Source organism: Micropruina glycogenica (assembly GCF_900289045.1).
GTDB lineage: Bacteria > Actinomycetota > Actinomycetes > Propionibacteriales > Propionibacteriaceae > Micropruina > Micropruina glycogenica.
The window spans coordinates 1,246,919-1,266,921 of sequence record NZ_LT985188.1; the positions used below are offsets into that span (position 1 = coordinate 1,246,919).

At 69.6% G+C, this 20,003-nt stretch carries 18 protein-coding genes and 1 other RNA gene; 5 read left to right on the plus strand and 14 right to left on the minus strand.

Features of this window, described 5'->3' with window-relative positions; genetic code table 11:
- Positions 1-26: 26 nt before the first annotated feature.
- The gene (gene hpf / locus MPLG2_RS05785; protein ID WP_231935844.1) at positions 27-653 is read right to left on the minus strand and encodes a ribosome hibernation-promoting factor, HPF/YfiA family; all 627 of its coding nucleotides are present in this window, start codon (positions 651-653) and stop codon (positions 27-29) included.
- A 244-nt stretch (positions 654-897) separates the two neighbouring features.
- Between hpf and MPLG2_RS05790 the strand changes: the two genes are divergently transcribed.
- Both MPLG2_RS05790 and MPLG2_RS05795 read left to right on the plus strand, forming a co-directional pair.
- The gene (locus MPLG2_RS05790; protein WP_105185323.1) at positions 898-2,286 is read left to right on the plus strand and encodes an ammonium transporter; all 1,389 of its coding nucleotides are present in this window, start codon (positions 898-900) and stop codon (positions 2,284-2,286) included.
- Complete coding sequence (locus MPLG2_RS05795; protein WP_105185324.1) at positions 2,283-2,621, plus strand: P-II family nitrogen regulator; 339 nt, start codon at positions 2,283-2,285, stop codon at positions 2,619-2,621. Before MPLG2_RS05790 ends, MPLG2_RS05795 begins: the two co-directional genes overlap by 4 nt.
- A gap of 81 nt (positions 2,622-2,702) precedes the next feature.
- On the opposite strand, the gene MPLG2_RS05800 is transcribed toward MPLG2_RS05795, so the two are convergent.
- From MPLG2_RS05800 to MPLG2_RS05835, 8 genes are all read right to left on the minus strand, one after another.
- The gene (locus tag MPLG2_RS05800; RefSeq protein WP_105185325.1) at positions 2,703-3,380 is read right to left on the minus strand and encodes a ComF family protein; all 678 of its coding nucleotides are present in this window, start codon (positions 3,378-3,380) and stop codon (positions 2,703-2,705) included.
- Positions 3,381-3,428: 48 nt separating this feature from the next.
- A complete protein-coding gene (locus tag MPLG2_RS05805; RefSeq protein WP_158680910.1) occupies positions 3,429-5,129 on the minus strand; it encodes a GerMN domain-containing protein in 1,701 nt (566 codons plus the stop codon).
- Positions 5,126-6,679, minus strand: a complete 1,554-nt coding sequence (mtrB, locus tag MPLG2_RS05810) for an MtrAB system histidine kinase MtrB (RefSeq protein ID WP_173909605.1) — start codon at positions 6,677-6,679, stop codon at positions 5,126-5,128. The genes MPLG2_RS05805 and mtrB overlap by 4 nt, the downstream gene beginning before the upstream one ends.
- Positions 6,676-7,320, minus strand: a complete 645-nt coding sequence (mtrA, locus tag MPLG2_RS05815) for an MtrAB system response regulator MtrA (protein ID WP_197710152.1) — start codon at positions 7,318-7,320, stop codon at positions 6,676-6,678. Before mtrA ends, mtrB begins: the two co-directional genes overlap by 4 nt.
- A gap of 118 nt (positions 7,321-7,438) precedes the next feature.
- Positions 7,439-8,221: a hypothetical protein gene (locus MPLG2_RS05820; RefSeq protein ID WP_158680911.1), complete on the minus strand. Its 783-nt coding sequence runs from the start codon at positions 8,219-8,221 to the stop codon at positions 7,439-7,441.
- A 59-nt stretch (positions 8,222-8,280) separates the two neighbouring features.
- Entirely contained in the window at positions 8,281-8,841 is a 561-nt protein-coding gene (locus MPLG2_RS05825) for a YqgE/AlgH family protein (protein ID WP_105185328.1), read from the minus strand.
- A 130-nt stretch (positions 8,842-8,971) separates the two neighbouring features.
- Positions 8,972-9,339, minus strand: a transfer-messenger RNA (tmRNA) gene (ssrA, locus tag MPLG2_RS05830).
- 44 nt (positions 9,340-9,383) lie between these two features.
- Positions 9,384-10,094 carry a DUF1707 and DUF4870 domain-containing protein gene (locus MPLG2_RS05835; RefSeq protein ID WP_158680912.1) on the minus strand — a complete coding sequence of 237 codons (711 nt, stop codon included), beginning with the start codon at positions 10,092-10,094 and terminating at the stop codon, positions 9,384-9,386.
- A gap of 131 nt (positions 10,095-10,225) precedes the next feature.
- On the opposite strand from MPLG2_RS05835, the gene MPLG2_RS05840 reads away from it, so the two are divergent.
- Positions 10,226-10,990: a maleylpyruvate isomerase family mycothiol-dependent enzyme gene (locus MPLG2_RS05840; protein ID WP_105185330.1), complete on the plus strand. Its 765-nt coding sequence runs from the start codon at positions 10,226-10,228 to the stop codon at positions 10,988-10,990.
- A gap of 8 nt (positions 10,991-10,998) precedes the next feature.
- Here MPLG2_RS05840 and MPLG2_RS05845 read toward each other — a convergent pair whose 3' ends face one another.
- Together MPLG2_RS05845 and MPLG2_RS05850 are read right to left on the minus strand one after the other, a co-directional pair.
- Positions 10,999-12,399, minus strand: a complete 1,401-nt coding sequence (locus MPLG2_RS05845; protein WP_105185331.1) for an FtsX-like permease family protein — start codon at positions 12,397-12,399, stop codon at positions 10,999-11,001.
- Between the two features lie 3 nt (positions 12,400-12,402).
- Positions 12,403-13,116 carry an ABC transporter ATP-binding protein gene (locus tag MPLG2_RS05850; RefSeq protein ID WP_105185332.1) on the minus strand — a complete coding sequence of 238 codons (714 nt, stop codon included), beginning with the start codon at positions 13,114-13,116 and terminating at the stop codon, positions 12,403-12,405.
- Between the two features lie 108 nt (positions 13,117-13,224).
- On the opposite strand from MPLG2_RS05850, the gene MPLG2_RS05855 reads away from it, so the two are divergent.
- On the plus strand, positions 13,225-14,163 hold the full coding sequence (locus tag MPLG2_RS05855; protein WP_231935846.1) for a sensor histidine kinase: 939 nt from the start codon (positions 13,225-13,227) through the stop codon (positions 14,161-14,163).
- Positions 14,160-14,828 carry a response regulator transcription factor gene (locus MPLG2_RS05860; protein ID WP_105185333.1) on the plus strand — a complete coding sequence of 223 codons (669 nt, stop codon included), beginning with the start codon at positions 14,160-14,162 and terminating at the stop codon, positions 14,826-14,828. The genes MPLG2_RS05855 and MPLG2_RS05860 overlap by 4 nt, the downstream gene beginning before the upstream one ends.
- Positions 14,829-15,043: 215 nt before the next feature.
- On the opposite strand, the gene MPLG2_RS05865 is transcribed toward MPLG2_RS05860, so the two are convergent.
- The 3 genes from MPLG2_RS05865 to MPLG2_RS05875 are packed head-to-tail and all read right to left on the minus strand — an operon-like array spanning position 15,044 to position 19,736.
- Positions 15,044-17,098, minus strand: coding sequence for a glycosyl hydrolase (locus MPLG2_RS05865; RefSeq protein WP_105185334.1), 2,055 nt, complete (start codon positions 17,096-17,098; stop codon positions 15,044-15,046).
- Entirely contained in the window at positions 17,095-17,835 is a 741-nt protein-coding gene (locus MPLG2_RS05870; protein ID WP_105185335.1) for an HlyD family efflux transporter periplasmic adaptor subunit, read from the minus strand. Before MPLG2_RS05870 ends, MPLG2_RS05865 begins: the two co-directional genes overlap by 4 nt.
- A gap of 47 nt (positions 17,836-17,882) precedes the next feature.
- Positions 17,883-19,736 (minus strand): glycosyltransferase family 2 protein, encoded by a 1,854-nt coding sequence (locus MPLG2_RS05875; RefSeq protein WP_231935848.1) that lies wholly within the window; start codon positions 19,734-19,736, stop codon positions 17,883-17,885.
- Positions 19,737-20,003 lie beyond the last annotated feature (267 nt).

Sequence of the window (20,003 nt, forward strand, 5' to 3'; positions counted from 1 at the left end):
TAGCGCCCGCCACCGACAGGTTCGGTTCAGGCGCTCTGCTCCCCCGGCCGATCGAGCTCGAGGTGGATCACGCCGTAGTCGTAGGCCCTGCGTCGGTAGACCGCACTGGGCGCTCCGGTGTCGGCGTCGACGTAGAGAAAGAAGTCGTGGCCGACCAGTTCCATCTCGTCCAGCGCCTGGGCCAGTGTGAGCGGGGTGGCCTTGAACAGCTTCTCGCGCACCACCAGCGGGCCGTCGCCGTGCACCTCGAGGCCGGCGATCTTGCGAATCTCGGGGCGGTCCTCGTCGTCCGGCGTCGTCACCGGCGGCAGCGGCTGCTCGCCGAACTGCTGGCCGGCGCGCAGGCCGCGATGCACCTTGCGTCGGTCGGCGGCGCGGCGCAACTGCGACTTGAGCCGGTCGAGCGCATGCTCGAAGGCGATCAACTTCTCATCGGCGCTGGCCTCGGCCCGCACCACGGGGCCCCGGCTACGCAGGGTGATCTCGACGGTGGTGGCCTGGTCGGGTTGCCTGGCGTGTGGATTGGCAGAGACCTGCACCTCGACCCGAATCACTCGGTCGCGCAGTTTCTCGACCCCACTCAGCCGTTCGCCCACATGGGTGCGAAAGTCATCGGTGATCTGGCAGTGCCGGCCGGTGACGAGAACGTCCACAGGAACCTCCTTGGTCGATCGCGCCCGCTCGGGCGAGCGGGCGAAACGCAAAAGCGCCAAGCTACTCCCGCGTAGCGGGAGCACAGCCTGACGCCATGCCTCGACCCTACTCAGCCTGCCTGTGCTTTGCCAGGGTGCCGGCTGTGTCGCAACTGGAGCGGGCGCAACAGAGCTGTAACACCGCGCAATCCACGCGTAACCCAGTTCGAACGCCTCGGAAACACCGATCACCGAAGGTTCTGCCATGACAATGCTTGAAATCAACTCCGGCGACACCGCCTGGGTTCTCACCGCCGCCGCTCTGGTGCTGTTGATGACCCCCGGTCTCGCCTTCTTCTACGGTGGCATGGTCAGGGCCAAGAGCGTTCTCAACATGATGATGATGAGCTTCATCAGCATGGGCACGATCGGCGTCCTGTGGGTGCTCTTCGGCTACAGCATGGCGTTCGGCGACTCGATCGGCTTCGAGCTCGGCGCAACCCGAGACGAGGGCCCGACGTTCTTCGGCATCCTCGGCAACCCGTTCCAGTACTTCGGCCTGCAGGGCCTGATGAGCCCCGACGCGGTCGCGGGCTCGTTGCCGGCCATGGCGTTCGTGGCCTTCCAGGCCTGCTTCGCCATCATCGCGGTCGCCCTGGTGTCGGGTGCGATCGCCGACCGCGCGTCGTTCGGCGGCTGGACGCTGTTCACCGTGCTGTGGGGCATTCTGGTCTACTTCCCCGTGGCCGGCTGGGTGTTCAGCTTCGACGGCTTCACCGGTGAGCACGGCGGCTGGATCGCCAACTGGCTCGGCGCCCTCGACTTCGCCGGTGGCACCGCGATTCACATCAACGCCGGTATCTCGGGTCTGGCCCTCGCACTCGTGCTCGGCCCCCGGATCGGCTTCGGCACCAAGCCGATGCGGCCGCACAACATGACCCTGGTGATGCTCGGTGCCGGCCTGCTGTGGTTCGGCTGGTTCGGCTTCAACGCCGGCTCGGCCCTCAGTGCGGGCACCACCGCCTCGGTGGCGTGGGTGAACACCCTGGTGGCCACCGCGGCCGCCATGCTCGCCTGGTTGTTGGTGGAGCGCTTCCGTGACGGTCACCCGACCTCGCTCGGTGCGGCCTCGGGCGTGGTGGCCGGTCTGGTGGCGATCACCCCCGCAGCCGGCTCGGTCAGCCCCGTCGGTGCGATCTTCGTCGGCGGCATCGCCAGCGCGGCTTGCGCCTACGCCGTCGGCCTGAAGTACAAGTTCGGCTACGACGACTCGCTCGACGTGGTGGGCGTCCACTTCGTCGGTGGCCTGTTCGGCACGGTGTTGATCGGCCTGTTCGCAGATCCGAACAGCCCCGCCGGCGTGGCGGGCCTGTTCTACGGCGGCGGCGTCGACCAGCTCTGGCGCCAGGCCGTCGGTGCGATCGCCGTCACGGTCTACGCCTTCGTGGTCAGCTACCTGATCGCCATGCTGATCAAGCGCACCATCGGTTGGCGCATCACCACCGCCGACGAGCTCAGCGGCATCGACCTGGTCGAGCATTCCGAGGCCGGCTACGACCTCAGCCCGGTCTACTACAGCAACAAGGTTCAGCGCACGCTCTTCCTGACCAAGGACGACCTGCCCGAGACCGAAACGACAGGAGCGAGCAAGTGAAGCTCATCACCGCAATCATTCAGCCCGAAGTGTTGGAGCAGGTCATGAAGGCCGTCGTCCGGCACGGGGTGGGCGGCATGACCATCAGCGAGGTCTCCGGCTACGGCCGGCAGCGGGGCCACGTCGAGGTCTACCGTGGCGAGGAGTACACCATCGACTTCATCACCAAGGTGCGCCTCGAGATTCTCGTCGACGACCCCGAGTGCGAAGAGGTCGTGCAGGTCATCGCCGGCGCGGCCCGTACCGGCCAGGTCGGCGACGGCAAGGTGTGGGTGGTGCCCGTTGACGACATCGTCAGGGTCCGCACCGGCGAAAGCGGCCTGGCCGCCGTCTGATCGACTCGCGTCTGCGCCGCTGGGAGGACGGCGCACGCAAGCAGGCCACAGGGGCCCCGATCTCGATCGGGGCCCCTGTCGTCATGTGGTGCGTGGCGTCGCGGCCACGACCGCAGCGCCGATCATGCGGTGGCCGGCGTGCCGAAGAGCTCGGGACGCCTCGGCCAGGGTGGCCCCAGTGGTGATCAGATCGTCGACCACCAGCACCTGGGCCGGCCGGCCCGCCCGAGCCACCAGGCTCGAACGGCGGTTGAGCGCCCGCTGCTCGATGGTCAGCCCCGCCTGGTCGGCCGCTCGGCGCACCGGCCGCAGCGCCTTGGACGCCCGGGCGTCCAGTTCGCAGCGCCGGCGCAGAAAGGTGGCCAGCGAGCCGGCCATGGCACCGGTGAGGTCGAACCCGCGCGCCGCGCGCGTCGCCCGTGCCGACGGCACCGGCACCACCAGCACCGGCCCACCCACCCAGCGGTCGCGCAGCAAAGCCAGCGCGCTGCCGGTGACCAGTTCGGCGAGCACCGGAACCAGGCCCAGCCCCTGCCGCTCCTTGCAGGCCAGAATCACCGCACGCAGGTCGTCGGCGTAGGCGCCGCGCGCGTAGGTGGGCGGCACCCCGTGGCGCACCGTTACCGCTGCCGGGGCGAGACTGCGCAGCCGTGACTCGCAGTCGGGGCACACCACCGGCCCCGGCGTGCCACAGGCGGCACACGCACCGCCCCACGCCAGGTCGGCCGCCGCCGCAGCCAACTCCCGCCACCCCACCACCCAACGATCATGCCGGGCCGGCGACGTGCGTGGACGGCTCTCCACAGGTCAAGGCAGCGAAACCTGCTGCACCTTCGGCATCCAGGCCTCCCACACGAAGTCGTCGACGAAGCGCCAGGTCTGGCCGTCCGAGCCGCGCAGAACGGCCCGTCCGTCGCTGCCCACCGCCAGTTGCGCCGACGCGGTCGAATCGATCGGCCCGACATCGGCCGCCACGGCCCCCTCGCTGTCGACGCTCACCACCTGGGGCACCGTCGCCACCGTCAACAGCACCATCAGGTCGGCCGGTCCAGACCAACCGACATCGACCGGACGGTGCGTGGGCGGTGCCCAGGTGGCGCCCGACAACTCCCGCCAACCCACGAAGCGGACGGCGTTGGTTTCGCGCACCATCGACGCGACACCCAGCACCCACCTGCCCTGCTCTTCGACGACCATCGCCACCCGGACGCCGTCCGGGGCGATCGCCAGCGACCGGATGCGGCCCATCGGCAGCGCGTCGGTGTTCACCGACACGCCGCGGCCGTCACGCACCATGCGCAACCTGACGCCGCGCGACCGTTCCAGCGCCACCAGTAGCTCGCCCTGCCGGGTCCAACGCACCAGGGCCATACCCTGCGCGGCAAGCTCGACCCGTGACGTGCCTTCGCGCACGGGCACGGTGCGCAACCGGCTGCCGGCGTCGGTGATCGCGGCCACCACCTGGGCGTCGGCCCGTGCCGCGATGGCGGTCACCCGGGTCAGCGAACCGACCGGCTGGCTCTGGGCGGGGTCTGCGTTCCACCCGGCCCGGTGAATGGCTCCGTCGCTGAGCAGAAACGCCTGATCGCTCTGCGCCGGCAGCGCGGGTGCCGCTGCGTCGAAGTCGCCGGTGTTCATTTCGCCGGTGCTGTTGGTGAGGTTCCACACCGACCCGTTGCCGGTCACCCGCACCGCCGTCACCCCTTCGAGCGAGGTGAGCGACCAGACCAGCTCTGCCGACAACCGTCGCTTGGCCTCGGCGCTGAGCAGGTCGGTGGGCCCGGCGAGGTCGACCTCGGCCACCCCGTTCACCGAGAGCGTCACCGAGGTGACGTCCAGTTGTTGCTCGAGCGGGGCGCGCAGGGCGGCGGCCGCCAGCGTCGACGGGCCGGCCAGCAGATCGCGGACGGTGGCCTGCATGCCGACCGTGCCCTTGGGCACGAACCGGGGATCAGGCACCAGCACCGTGCCGGTGACGTCCCAGAAACACAGATCGGAGCGCACCCAGGTGCTGCCGAACAGCGATTGCGAGATGAGCAGGCCGCGGGGCGGCTGCGAGATGCGCCACTGGTTGTCGTTGTCTCTGACCAGGCCGAAGTCGTGCAGGTACGGGGTGCTGGCGGCTGCGGGCGTGAAGGTGCCCTGGGCGTCCAACCGGCCCACCAAAGAAGCGGTGAGCACCACGCCCGAGTCACTGACTTGAGGAGCGGAACTGGCCGCGTAGATCTCGACGCCGCTTTCGGGCTGCCACTGTTCGCTCGCGTCAGCGGTCAGAAACTGGCGCGCCACCGAGTACCCGGCCTGGTACGTGGCCATCGCATGCAGAAAGCCTTCGACGATCAGGCCCGGAGTCGCGCCCTGAGCGGGTGGCACAGGCGCGATCTCAACCCCCGGATTGGCCTGCTGCGCCGCCGGTGCGTGTCGCTCGACGGGGCCGCTGGTCGGCACGCTGACGCAGCCGGTCAGCAGCAGGGCCAGCACGGCGATCAGCGCCACCGGCCGCCTCACGCCGGCACCTCCGCGTCGTCGGGCACCACCGGCCAGGGCGAACTGAGCACGCTCTCCCCCGCCCGCCGGGGCACGGTCAGCCTGAACTGGGCACCCTGCCCCGGACGTCCCCACGCGTTGAGCCAGCCGCCGTGCAGGCGAGCATCCTCCATGGCGATCGACAGGCCCAGGCCGGTGCCGCCGACGGTGCGCCGACGCGCCGGGTCGGCGCGCCAGAACCGGTTGAACACCTGGTGCGCCTGGGCGGCGCTGAAACCCACCCCGTGATCGCGTACCGCGACCGCCACCGCCGCGTCGTCGCCGCGCACGTGCACCACGATGGTGCGGCCCTCGCCGTGTTCGATGGCGTTGGTGATGAGGTTGCGCAGAATGCGCCGGATCCGCCGCGCGTCGACCTCCGCCACGCACGGCTCGGGCGCATCGAGCACCAACGGAGTGCCGTAGGTGTCGGCCAGCCTGCCCTGCGCCCTCAGCTCTTCGGCGGCGATCTGGCCGAGGTCGATCTCGTCGAGGTTCAGCTCGGCCGCCCCGGCGTCGAACCGGCTGATCTCGAGCAGGTCGGTGAGCAGGGTTTCGAAGTGGTCGACCTCGCTCGACAGCAGCTCCGTGCTGCGGGCCGCCAGGGCGTCGAACTCCTGTCGCCGGCCATACAGCAGGTCGGCGGCCATGCGCACGGTGGTGAGCGGCGTGCGCAACTCGTGCGACACGTCCGACACGAACTGCTGCTGCACCGTCGACAGCTCTTCGAGTTCGGTGATCTTGCGGTCGAGTTCGCCGGCCATGCGGTTCATCGAGCGGGCCAGGCTGGCCAGGTCTTCGGTGCCCACCACCGCCATGCGGTCGTCGAGGTGGCCGGCGGCCAACCGTTCAGCGGCCAGCCGGGCCGCGCGAATGGGCCGCAGCACCTGTAGTGCGATCAGCCACACCACGGCCACCACGCCCACCAGCACGATCAACCCGGCGACGACGGTGGCGCGCTGCACCACGGCCAGGGTTTCGGCCTCGGGCTGGTTGGTGAACAGAAAGTAGACCGGGTAGCGGGTGCCGCCCGGCGCGGTGAGCGCCGACCCGATGGCCAGCCCGGGCACCGTCGGACGGGTGTCGGTGAAGCTGATCGAGGTGGGCGTCGAGTACAGCCCGTCGGCGGCCACCACCGCCCGGCGCAGCGACTCGGGCACGCTGGCGTAGTCGAGGCCGGCCGAGCCGATATCAGAGACCGGGCCGGCCACCACCACGTAGTACTGGTTACCCACCGAGCCGCGGTAGGCGGCGTCGCGTGCCAACTGGGTGAGTCCCTCGTTGATGGAAGCCTGGCGCAGGTTGAGCGTGCGCAGGTCGCGCTGCATACCGTCGATCACCACGGACGCCTCGGCGAGGCTCGACTGCTTCTTGCCGTCGATGATGCCCCGCGACGACTGGTCCATCAGAAACCAACCGGTGGCCGCCAGAATCGTCAGGGCCGCCACCAGGGTGGTGACCACCACGCGAAACGGCAGCGATCGTGACCAGGGGGTGCGCCGGGCGGGTGCCTGCTCGCCCGCGGCGGTCATGATGCCTCGCGGGTGTCCCCGGCCCGGTAGCCGACGCCCCGCACCGTGACGATGATCTCGGGGTGTTCGGGGTCGTGCTCGATCTTGCTGCGCAGCCGCTGCACGTGAACGTTCACCAGCCTGGTGTCGGACGCGTGTCGGTACCCCCACACCTCTTCGAGCAGCACCTCGCGGCTGAACGCCTGCCGCGGCCGCCTGGCCAGGGCCAGCAGCAGGTCGAACTCGAGCGGGGTGAGCGCGATCAGATCGGAACCGCGACGCACGGTGTGCTCGGGCACGTTGATCACCAGGTCACCGATGGCCAGGTTGCCCGAGTTCTCGGTGGGCACGTGCCGGCGCAGCCGGGTGCGAATACGGGCCAGCAACTCTTTGACCTTGAACGGCTTGGCGACGTAGTCGTCGGCCCCGGCCTCGAGGCCCTGCACAACGTCGCGGGTGTCGGATTTGGCGGTGAGCATCACGATCGGCACACCTGAAAGGGCCCTGATGTCACGGCAGACGTCCACGCCGTCGCGGCCGGGCAACATCAGATCGAGCAGCACCAGATCGGGCTGGTGCCGCTGAAACGCCTCGACGGCACCGTCGCCCGAACTGCACCACGAGGCGTCGAAACCGTCCGCCTCGAGCACCAACTGCAACATCTCGCTGAGTGCGACGTCGTCGTCGACCACCAGAATGCGCTGCGTTCGCTGGATGTTCTCCGACACCGTCACCTCACTCGTCGAAGCCCCGAATCCTGCCTGAAGTCTAGTGGTCGGCTCAACGCGGGCCGGGTAGATCGCGTCGCCCAATGCCGAGCCGACAACCGGCCAGGCCGAGGAGCCGGCGCCCGGCCATCACGCACAGCACGCTCCAGGGCACCAAAGAGGCCAGGGCCAGCACCATACCGACGGTGCCGAACGAGGAGGGCACCAGCATCAGCACCCCGGCCGCCAGCGCCCAGGCTGCGGTGGCCCGGCTGAAGGCGGCCGACCGGCGCAGCAACCAGGCGAGGATCAGAAGTACCACAGCGCCCAGCAGGTAGTAGGTCACGAACGCCGTTCCGTTCCACCGGGCCAGTACCGCCTCACCGGCCGCTGCCAAGGCGGCACGCTCGTCGGCGGCTGCCGCGGCGTGAAGCCGGGCCAGGGTCAACAGGTCCAGGGCCGGGTTGGACGCTGTGTAGGCCGCCATCTGCAGTGTGCCCAGCCCCACGACCAGCGTCACCGCCGAGCGTGAGACCGGCCACAGCACGACCCCAAGACCCAGGTAGAGCAGCCAGGTCAGCAGGTTGTTCACCAGCAGCAGCACGTCCATCGACAGCAGGCCGAGCACCGGGTTCTCGTTCATCAGCCCGAACACGTCCACGACGGTGTGCACCGGCGGCCACACGATGAACACGACGAGCTGCACCACGATCAGGGCGACCGAGCCGATCGCGGCGGACCCGCCGGTGCGCAGCAGGCCGGTCCAGCGCGCGAGCCGCGCGGACTGCGCCGGATCTTCAGCACCTGCCCCGAAACCCGAGCCCTGAGGACGTTTCGGGTCGGCCTCCATGCCCACGCCGAAACTCTATCGACGGCAGCCGTGGCCGGTCGGCCGAGCGTCATCGCGCCCTCGGCTCAGTTCTGCTCCGGCGTCGCCGTCCACGTCGCAAGCAGCGCGAGCTCGCCGCCCTGCCGTCGCAGCACCCGGCGCCACAAGGTGTCGGGATCGGGGTCGTACACGTCGCCGTAGGAGGCCCGAACCACATGCCACCAGCCCTGTTCGAGCTCGTGTTCCAACTGCCCCGGCGCCCAGCCGGCGTAGCCGGCGAAGATGCGCAGGTCACGGTAGGCGCCCTCCGCGATCTCAACCGGGGTGTCGAGATGCAGCAATCCGACCGCGTCGAACAGTGAGCGCCAGCCCGGCGGCTCTTCTTCTGGACGCCGCGGCGACGCCAGGCAGATCGCGCCTTCTTGCGACACCGGACCACCCTCGAACAGCACCCGCGGCTCACTGACCAGGGGTGCCCAGGCGGGCAGGGCGCTGCGCAGGTCGATCGTCGCCTCGCGGTTCAGCACCACGCCGAGCGAACCCGACTCATCGGCGTCCAGCACGAGCACGACGGTCTGATCGAAGATGCCGTCGCTCAACTCGGTGCTGGCCACCAGCAGCACGCCCACGGTTGCCTCGACGCTCATGACGATCGCCCGTCCATGCCCCCAGCATGCCATCGCGGCACAGACCCCCGCAGCGCCCTCCGGGGGGTGGCCGCCGTTGTCGGGACGACGCGCAATGGGCCCCGCCGATTGCGGCGGGGCCCCTTGCGGTGGGTGGAGGTGGGGGGAGTCGAACCCCCGTCCTCAGAAGGTGAACCAGGACTTCTCCGGGCGCAGTCGACCTGACGGTTTTCTCGGCTTCTACCCTCGGGTCAACACGTGGTAGCCAAGCCCAGTTCCAGTGAAGTCCCGAGCCGCCCCTGGAACCCAGGCGGCTCAGCAAGCCTTCTAAACGAGGCCAGTGATCGGACGGAAGGCTACGCCCGGACTGACCCTTCGGTCACTGCTCAGGCAGCGAGAGCGAAGTCTGCGCGATTGGTTTCGGCAGTTATTGGTTGTGAGGAATCGTTAACGAGATGTGCCTCATCCTCGGCCCGCTTCGCCTGGGACTACCGTCCCGAGTCGAAACCAGTCACCCCCTGTTGAGTTGTGCTCTCACCATCGCTGGTGAGCACTACAGCTTATCAACGTCCGCGCTCGTTCAAAACTTCCAGCGGCACGACGCGGCGAATCGGGTTCGTCCACTCGGCACCCTTGCCGGCCATCACGGCGCCGATCACGGTGAGCACCACCCAGATCGCGGTCCAGATGCCGGCGATCGGGTTGCCGTCGCCGGGGATGATCCAGCCCAGGGCGGCCACCACGATGCCGATCACGAAGGCGATCAACTGCCAGTTGAACGCCTTGGCCGCCTCGCGCCGGGTGTTCGAACCCTTGGCCGAGAGCGCCCAGACGACGGCCGGCCCGAACAGCCAGGTGACGAACGGCAGCAGGTGCGCGACCACGGCCATCGTGGTGCCTCGCTCGGACATGCCCTGGCCGACCTGCTCCACGGTGCCGACGAAGGTCGGGCGGGTGCGCCCCTGCGCTGCACCGGGCTCGGCGTAGGCGGTGTGGTCGTACGACTGGGCGTACGGGCCGGGCTGGGCGTACGGGCCGGGCTGGGCGTAGGGGCCGGGCTGGGCGTAAGCATTGGTGGCGCCGGACGGCAGCGGGCCGTCCGTGGCGGCGGCGAGCTCGTCGAGCCGCTCGGCCGCGATCACCCGCGACATGCGGGCCTCGAGTTCGGCCGCGTCGATCCGACCGAGCTGATGTGCTTCGCGCAGCCGCTGCTCGGCGCGGTCGCGATCGGTCTTGGACACGCTGTCGACGGGGGCGAAGAAGTCGTTGGTCATGCCCACCAGCATCGTCGCCGGGCGGCGGCGAAGGTATCGGGCCGCCCCCTGCTCGGGCCCCGACCCGACCGGTCAGGGTTACGGTGCGCCAGGCGTGGTCAGGGTCGGCCGACACACCCTAGGGTGCCGGTATGCCCAACACCCTGGAGTTCGCCGACCTCGGCGAAGCGATCGGCAACGCCACCGCCGTGCTGCGCAACAACGCCGCCAGCGCCGGCCTCGCGGTGGCCGTGCCAACCTGCCCCGGGTGGACGATGCACGACCTGCTCGCCCACCAGGGCATGGTGCACCGCTGGGCGGCCGCCAAAGTGCGCGACGAGCCCACTCGTCACGATCCTGAGGTGCTCGCCGAGGCCGCGGCGTCCGACGATCTGCTGCAGTGGCTCGATGACGGCATGGTCGACCTGCTCAACGCGCTCGCCGGGGCCCCGGACGACCTCGAGGTGCCGTTCTTCCTGATGGACGCGCCCGCGCCGCGCCAGGCCTGGACCAGGCGGCAGGCGCACGAGACGACGATCCACGGGGTCGACGCGATGGCGGCCCGGCTGGGCCGGGCACCCCTGCCCCAGGAGCTGTGGTTCTCCCCCGCCCTGGCCCGCGACGGCATCGACGAGCTGCTGATGGGGTTCACCGGGCTGGCGCACTACGGGTTGACCCTGCCCCGCCCGGCCCGGGTCAGCGTGCAGACCGACGACGGCCTGGGCGCCTGGACGGTCGCGATCGGGCCGGACGGCGCGGTGCCCGCCAGCGGCGCCCACCCCGATGCCGACACGGTGCTCACCGGCTCGGCGCGCGGCCTGTACACCGGCCTGTGGAACCGCGGCGACGCCTTCACCACCCACGGCGACCCTGAGCCGCTGCGCTTCCTGCGCGAGCAGCTGCGGGTGGCTCGCTAGCCTTCGCCTCAGTCGTTGCGGCGTACCTGGGTCGACAGCGCGCGGGCCCGCAGCGGACGGGTCGCTTCGGCGGCGAGCACCGTGAGCAGTGTCGCGCCGACGAGACTGCCGGCCAGCACGAGCAGGCTGGACGGGCCGAGCGCAAACCGCTGCGGAAACGTCGCCGTGAACGGCAGCGCGGCCAGCACCCCGAGCCCCATCGACAGCACCAACGTGCTCAGCAGGGGCACCATCACCTGGTGCCGGCGGGCGGCCGCGTCGAGGCTGCGCGGCACGCCGATGCGGTCGAGGGCCACGAGCTCGTCGGCTCGGTCGACCACGTCGGAGCATTGGGCCAGCGCGGTGGACGCCGCTCCCACGATCAGCGCGATCACCAGGGTGACCACGGCGCCGGTGCGAATGTCTGTGAGCAGCATCAGGTTGAGTTCGTCGACGCCGGCCAGCACCGACGAGTCGAGCGGAATCACGCACAGCATGCCGACGACCGCCCCGGTCAGCGCCAACGACGACACGTTGCGCCACGCGGCCTTCGGGTCGGCGGCGATGCGCCGGTTGCCGAGCAGCCAGGCCGGCGAACCCACCCGCAGCCCAACCCTGGCCAGCACCTGCAGCAACCACGGCGCGATCAGGTTGACCATCGCGATGCCGAAGCCCAACAGCCCGACGAACACCAGCCCGCCGATCAGTGCGCCGCTCGAGCCGGTGATGACGCGTCCACCCACCACGATGGCGACGACACCCACGGCCAGGGCGGCAACGCGCCAGGCGCGCAGCCTCGGCGTGGTCTGCTGACGGGCCACGCCGAGCGGCGAGATGCGCACCCGGCTGAGCCCGAGCGCCGTCGACGCGGCCGCGAGGGCCAGCAGCACGGCCGCCACCCCGAGCCACAGGTACCAGGGCAGCACCAGTTCGGCGAGCGAGAAGGTGGTGCCCTGAAACCTCAGCATGGCGAGCAGCGGCAGGCTGAGTGCCCACGCGGCCGCGCCCACCAGCAGGCCCACCGCAGCCTGCACCACGCTCTCGATCACCGACATCGTGACCACCTGACCGCCGGTCATACCGACCAGCCGCAGGGCCGCCAACCGCCGGGCCCGACCGCGGGCACCCAGTCGCGCGGCGGCCCCGCCGAGCGACAGCACCGGAGCGATCAGCAGCGCGCACGCGATGCCGGCCAGAATCACGTAGGTGTTGGTCATCAACGTGACGGTTTCGGTGTCGAAGGCCGCAAGGCTCTGGGGCGGTGCGACGCGCCGCTGCGCGAACGCCCACGTGCCCGAGGTCACCACGAAGGCCATCCAGGCGGTGACCGCGAAGGCCAGCACGGCGAAACCGTCGAGCACGCCGGCCCCGCGCGCGTCCCGCAGCCGGGCCCGGGCCAACCGGGTCGACAAGCCGATCGTCGTCGTCATGGTTCAGGCCTCCGTGCGGGTGTCGCTGTGCACCAGGGCGTCACGAATCTCGATCAGTCGCTCGCACCAGCGGGCGACCTGAAGGTCGTGCGTGACCAGCACCAGGGTCGAACCCGTCATGCGCGCCGTGGCGCGCAGGATCTGCATCACCTCGTGCCCGGTGGCCTGGTCGAGCGCTCCGGTGGGCTCGTCGGCGAAGATCACCGACGGCGCGTGAATCAGCGCCCGGGCGATGGCGACCCGCTGCGCCTGGCCGCCCGACAGCTCCCCCGGCCTGCGCCCGCCGATGCCCGGCAGGCCGAGCCGCGCCAGCCAGTCGTCCGCCTGCCGCAGCGCCGCCCCGCGCGGCACGCCGGTCAACAGCAGCGGCAGGGCCACGTTCTCGCGGGCGGGCAACTCGCCGATCAGCTGGCCGTCTTGAAACACGAAGCCGAAGCGCTGCAGGCGCAGCCGTGACCGATGGGCGTCCGAAAGGGCCGAGAGCTCGACCGCGCCGAGCGTCACCCGGCCCTCGTCGGGCGGCAGAATGCCCGACAGGCAGTGCAGCAGGGTCGATTTGCCCGAGCCGGACGGGCCCATGATGGCCACGCTCTCACCCGGGGCGATGTGCACATTCACCCCGCCGAGCGCCACCACCTGCCCGTAGCGCTTGACCAGGCCGTCTGCGGTGAGCGGATCGACCCGATGTCGGGTGGGTGCGGTGTCTGTGATCGTCATGCCTCCATTCGACCCGCTGGCGTTGACCTCGACCATGGTGCCAGCCGCCCGATCGGGGTGGAGCCAGCTCCACCATCGGCGCCCGGCGGGGTCGATAGGGTGGCCCGGGTGAACGGTGCGGTGCGTCCTCGGTGGGCGCTGTGCGGCCTGCAGCTGGCCTCGGTCGCGGCCGGCGGCCTGTCGTGGCTGGCGGTGGCGGTCCTGCTGCGGCCGGCCGGCGACGTGGCGCTGTGGGCGATGCTGCTGGGCGTGCTCGGGGTGGCCGGCGCCTGCTGGCTGGAGGTGATCAAGACGCGTTCGATCGCCCGGGCCGCGAACCCGCCGGTCACCCTGCCCTACGCCGACCAGGTGCAGGCGCTGACCAGGTCGCGGCTGCGCATCGTCGAGGCGTTCGAGCTCGAGCGCACCCGCATCGAGCGCGACCTGCACGACGGGGCGCAGCAGTATCTGGTCTCGGCCTCGATGAAGGTGGGCGAGGTCACGCTGGCCCTGGCCTCGCCGGCGCGGGCGACCGATGCGGACCGGCTGCGGGCGGCGGTGCCGCTGCTGGAGCGGGCTCAGGACGAGGTCGACCTGGCCCTGCGGGCGTTGCGCGACACCGTCGCGGGCGTGCATTCCCGGTTGCTGGCCCAGCGCGGGCTCGAGGCCGCGGTGCGCGAACTCGCCGCCCGGCTCTCGACCGGCGCCGGAGCAATCGAGGTGCGGGTGCCGCACCCGCTGCCCGAGGTGCCCGCGGGGGTTGCCTCGGCGGCCTGGTTCTTCGCCGCCGAGGCCCTGACCAACGCGGCCAAGTACGCGGCCGGCGCGCAGGTCAGCGTGGTGCTGGCCGCCGACCGGTTTCTGCACGTCAGCGTGGTCGACGACGGACCTGGTGGTGCCCGCATCACCGAAGGCGGCGGCCTGGACGGCATGCGCGAGCGGTTGGCCGCCTTCGGCGGCCAGATCTCCGTCTCGAGCCCGTCCGGCGGCCCGACTACGGTGAGCGCGCGGATTCCGCTGCTGCTGGAGGCGGGCCGGCCCTCACTCGGTTCGGCGGGCCGCTCGTGAGGGTGATCGTCGCCGACGACTCGGCCCTGCTGCGCGAGGGCATCGCGGGACTGCTGGAGCGCCAGGGGCACGAGGTGGTGGCCCAGGCCGCCGGTGCCGACGAGCTGCTGGCCGTGGTGGCACACCACGCGGCGGCGGGCGTGGACGTGGTGATCACCGACGTGCGCATGCCGCCCGACTACACCGACGACGGCCTGCGGGCCGCGCTACGGATCAGGGCCGACCACCCCGCGATCGGCATTCTGGTGGTGAGCCAGTACGTGGCCCCCGAATACGCCCATCAGCTGTTCGGGCCCGAGGGGGGCCCGCCCGGCACCCTCGGCGGCCTGGGTTACCTGCTGAAAGACCGGGTGGCGCGGGTGGCGGACTTCCTGCGTTCGCTGGCGGTGGTCGCCGCGGGCGGCGTGGTGATCGACCCAGATGTGGCCACTCGGCTGCTGCACCGCACCTCGCCGCGACTGGCGGCCCTCACCCCCCGCGAGTTCGAGGTGCTGGAGCTGATGGCCCGCGGTCTGTCGAACGCGGCCATCGCCGAGCAACTGCACCTGTCGGCCGGCGCGGTGAGCAAGCACGTGGCCGGGGTGTTCGCCAAGTTGCAGCTGGGCCCCGACCAGGACAACCGCCGTGTTCGAGCGGTACTCGAGTTCCTGTCGGCGCAGAACTGAAGACCCGCAGACAGGCCGAACTGGCCGAGCCTGTCGAGCTGGCCGCCACCACCGTCATCCCGGGCTTGACCCGGGATCTCACGACCGCAAAGCGTCAGAGGTCTCGACAAGCTCGACCAGCGAGATCCCGGCGTCCGCCGGGATGACGGATGGCGGGAGGTGGGAACCATCCCAACTCCCGCCACCCAATCGGTCTCGACAAGCTCGACCAGCCGCTACGGCTTCAGGCTCAACAACCAGGCCAGCGTGTAGCTGTAGGTGTTGCCGTCGTCGATCTTGCTCTTGTCGAACTTTCGCAGCTCATCCAGTGCCTTGACCCGGGCGTCCTCACCGGCCAGTGCGGAATACATCAGGATGTAGTCCCCGTACTGCTGGTTGAAGCCCTTGGTGCCGACGCCCTCGGCGACGTTCTCGGCGATCCGGGCCGCGTCCCCCTTCAACTGATCAGACGATGGGCTGACCGGAATCAGCAGAATCGCCAGGGCCGCGGCAGGCTCGGCCGAGAACCAGGTCGCATAGTCGCGCTTGCCGCCCCAGTTCAGCGGCATCACCTTGTGGGTGAAGCCGGAGTACACCGGGTCGCTGAGGTTGAAGTTCGTCCAGTAGGCCTGCGCCGAGGCACCCTCGAGGGCGTGCATCCAGCGGGCCTCGACCTCCAGGGCCTTGTTGCCCGACGCCTGCGCCCACAGGGTCAGGCCCGCGTAGGCGGTGACCGCCTCGGACGCCGACTCCTGGTTGTTGCCGTCGGCGAACGGAACCGTGCCCGAGGCCCAGGAGTGCGACGCGTAGCTGTCGAAGTTGCGCCGTGACACGAAGTACTCGTTGGTCGACGAGGTGGCGATGTCGGCGGCCAGCAGGTTCATCACTGGGGCGAGCTTCTCGGCCAGGTCGGGATCGTCCGCCGCCAGCACGCCCGCGGCGTACAGGAAGTAGCCGTAGTGGAAGTGGTGGTCGTTGAACTCGTCCGAACCGAACGACGGGGTCTGCCCCACGATGCCGTGGTTGGTCGTGTCGTAGAAGAAGCAGAAAGCGTCGCGGGTCTCGCAACCCTTGGGGTCGGTCCACTTCTCCAACTCGGCGGTGACCTGCTGCTTGAGCTTGTCGGCCACGTCGTCGGCACCCACCTGCCGTGCAATCTGCATCAGTTGCGCGTCACGGTAGAGCGCCTTGCCGCCGAAGTAGGTGTCGGCCGGGTAGGGCTTGGCGGCCGCCACGTCGGCCTTGACGGCCTCGGCGACCTCGCTCTTCTCGGCGCTCGACAGCTTGGATAGGTCCAGGCCAGCCCGGGCGGCGAGCGTCTCATCGGTCCAGGTCAGCTTGTTGCCGGCGTACACCGTCAGGGTGCCGTAGGCGCTGGCGTAGGTGCCGATGGGGTCACCTGCACCGGCCAGGGTGCCCTGCTGGTGCGGCATCGCCGCGAAGGCTGTCTTGCCGCCCCCCACGGTGGTGTAGTCCAGGGTGGTGGACGTCTTGTCCGTCACCTCGTACGAGGCGGACGTGGCCTTGACCGGGTCTGCAGCCAATGGCGCCATGGCCTCCAGCGAGCCGCCGTCGGGCACGGCGAACCAGGTGGCGGTCTGCCCCTTGGCCAGGTTCAGCGTGCTACCGGAGACCTTCGCCTTGGTGACCAGGCCGTAGACCGCCGCCCCGCCCTGCACCGAATAGGCGTCACCGGACGCTGCGAACGGCAGGTTGGTGGTCAGGCTCGCGTCGGCGGCCGCGGTGAAGGTGACGAAGGGCGAGCCCTCCGCGATCAGCACCGTGCCGACGACCTGACCGCCGGCGGTGCCGGTGAGGGTCACCGACAACTCGTCGTAGGCGGTGACCTGCCAGGTGGTGGCAGAGCCGGTGCCGACCTGAATGATCGGCGCGTAGCCGCCCATGATGTTCTTCTCGGTGGTGGTCACCGTGGGCAGCCCGAAGGCGAACCCCTTGCCGTCGACCCCGAAGGTCAGCGGCAGCGGGAAGACCGGCTGAGCGGTGTCGCCGAAGACCAGGCCCGAGAACCATTTGTTGGTGGGCGGCACCAAACCCTCACCCAGCCGCTCGGGCTTGAGATCCTTGCCGGCCTTGTTGACGATGCCGCTCACCAGCGGAGCGACCTGGTCGGCGCCCAGCACGACCTCGGACGAACCGCTCGCGCCGGGATTGGTGGTGGGGCCGGCCGCACCGCTCGTCGCCGGAGACGACGAGCAGGCCACCAGTCCAGTGATCAGACCCCCGGCGAGAACGCCGAGAAAGGTACGTCGAGTGCTGTCGATGGTGATCACCTCAAACCGATCTTGGTGAAGAACGCGAGCATGGCCTCGGACGGGCCGGCGAGCCAGCCGTCGTCGCGCAGGTCCATGATCGCCGTGACGGGGGTGTCGAGCCGGGTCAGCGTGACCAGTTTGGGGTCGGTCAGGGCGCTGCTCTCGATGGTGACGAACGTGATGGCCTTGCCCTCATCGTTGGTCTTGACCTCCACTCCGGCCACCGATCCGGTGACCGTCTGGTTGTTCGGCAGCACGATGCGTGCGCTGGCGCCCTGCTCGACCCGGCCGTAGTCGGTGGGTTCGAGCTCGAACTGCGCAGTCACGGTGCGCTGGCCGTCAGCCACCACCACGGCCATGGACGAGCCGCCGGCGAGAAAACTGCCGGGTTCGGCGTCCAGTGAAGCGACGTAGCCGGCGCTCACCGCCTTGTAGGTGATGGTGCCCTTCTGGGTGTTGATGTCGTAGGCCTCGGTCGAGTTGGGCTTGAGCCCGTTACCGACGTCCTGCTGAAGCTGCACGCTGTTGAGCGTGAACAGCTTGTCGCCGGCCGAGACCGTCTGGCCCTGCTTGACGTAGACGTCGGTGACGACGCCGCCGTAGGACGAGCCCACGGTGGACGCCGGAGCGTCGACGGCCGCGCTGACGCTGGCCACCTGGGACTGGCGCTGGTTGAACAGCACGGTGAGTGCGAAGACGAGTGCGGCGATGCCCAGGATGCCGCCCCACAGTTTGAGTCGATTGATCCAGGTCATGATTGCTGTGCCTCAGAACTTTCTTGGTGTGATCGGGTTGGGGTGGGTCAGTTGATGCCTGCGGTTTCGGCCGCACGCTTGGGGGTTGATTCGGCGGGCACCGGTTCGGTCGCCGCCGCGTCGATGGCAGCCGCCGACGATTCGAGCAGGTCGGTGGCCCCCTCGGCCGGGGCGCTGGCGAGCAGCTGCACCTGGCGGCGGGCCTTGACGATCTCGTCGGGCCCGAGCGGGGCGCTCGGCTCGTCTTCGACCACGCGTTCGGCGAGATCGACGTCGGTCGGGTCGGCAACGCCCTGCACCTCGCGGGCCTCGTGGAAGCCCACGCCGATGAAGGCGCCGATGGCCAGGGTGTTCACGACGCTCCAGAAGGTGGCGACGTTGAGCTGACCGAGGTTGATGTCACGCCAGATCGAGACGATCGAGACGCCGAGCAGGAACACGAAGGTGAGCACCTGCGGAATGATGAAGTTGAAGGCCGACGACTTCTTGGTCGTGCCGGTCACGTGCCACTTGGTGTCGACCCCGATGAAGGCGTTCTTGAAGGCCCGCAGGTAGATCGGGAACGAGTTGGCGGCCAGCAGCAGCACCTCCCAGCGGAAGGTTCCCAGCGTCAGCGCGGCGAGCAGGATCTGCAGCACGTAGAAGCCGGCGTAGAACAGGAACCAGGTGAACACGTCCACCTGCAGGTTCACCGGGTGCAGGTCGAAGAAGACCTCCAGGGCCGGCACGAACAGCAGAATGCCGGGGGCGATGCCGGTGAGGTAGAAGGTGGCGGTCACGAAGTACATGAAGCGCTGGTCGAGCGTGAGCTTGCGCTTGGGGTTGAACGGGTTGTGCGTGAACAGGATCTCGAACCCGCCGGTCGCCCAGCGCTGCTGCTGCTTGGTGTAGGCCTCGATGGTCTCGGGGGCGTCCCCCACCGCCAGGGTCTTGGGAATGAAGATCGACTTCCAGCCGCGCTCGTGCAGCATCAGCGAGGTCCAGACGTCCTCGGACTTCGACTGGGTGTACATGCCGCCGATGTCGAGCACGGCCGCCCGGCGGAACAGCACGTTGGTGCCCACGCAGAAGGCCGCGTTGAACTGGGTGCGGCCGGGTTGGATGAACCGGTAGAACATCGACTGCATGTAGCCGGCGCCGCGGCTGATGATGTTGTGCATGTTGCCGTAGGTCTGCGGCGTCTGCACGAAGGCCACGTTGCTGTCGACCATGAACGGCAGGGTCTCTTCGAGAAACTCGGGCCGCGGCACGAAGTCCGCGTCGAGGATCACGAAGTAGTCGCCCTTGGCCACGGTGAGCGCGTTGTTGACGTTGCCCGCCTTGGCGCCGTGGTTGGTCAGCCGGCGGATGTAGCCGATGCGCAGCCCGGCGGCCAGGTCGCGCACCGCGTCGGACTTGCCGTCGTCCAGAATCCAGGTCTGGTGGGCGCCACGGACGGCCTTGGCCGCCTCGGCGGTGCGCCGAATCACGTCGATCGGCTCGCCGTAGACGGTGATCAGCAGATCGGCGGTCACGGCGTCGCCGTCCAGGTGCAGGGGCCACTGGGTGGGGTCGTCGGTCACCCCGAGCCGCTCGTTGACGGCCGGGTCGTACAGGGCGCGCTGAGCGTCGTGGAAGGCGAACGTGCGGGGGTCCTTGGCCCCGGCGAGGATCGCCCACATCGCCATCAGCGCGTGAAAGATCAGGATCACCTCGGCCACGATGACCATGGCCCAGGGCAGCAGATCACCGCGGTTGGCGGGATTCAGCAGAAACCAGGCGTAGGCCAGAATGCCGATCGTGGCAGCGATCGACACCGCGAGCATGACGGGGGTGTAGGGGTTCTTGGTTCTCGCCCGCCGGCTCTCAGGCACGAGGCCATCGACCGGGGCGAAGTCGTTGGTGATGATGGGTGTGGACATGACTCTCCCTTGGGAGCGCATCTTCGGAATTTCTCGTTGGTCAGCCTCGTCCGCGGTCGTGCCGCAGGGGCTTTGTTCACCGGCCGGTGAAGCCGGCTCCAGGGAGTTCGGGAATCGTTCCTCGCCGTGGAGTTGATACCAGAGTAGGCATGACCGTGCCCGAAAGCAAAATATTGGTCTCAGATACTAAAACCCATGTAACGGGGGCGTTTCAGCAATTGGCGACAGCCCTACTCAGGCGCAGATTCGACGCGAACGCGGCCTGGC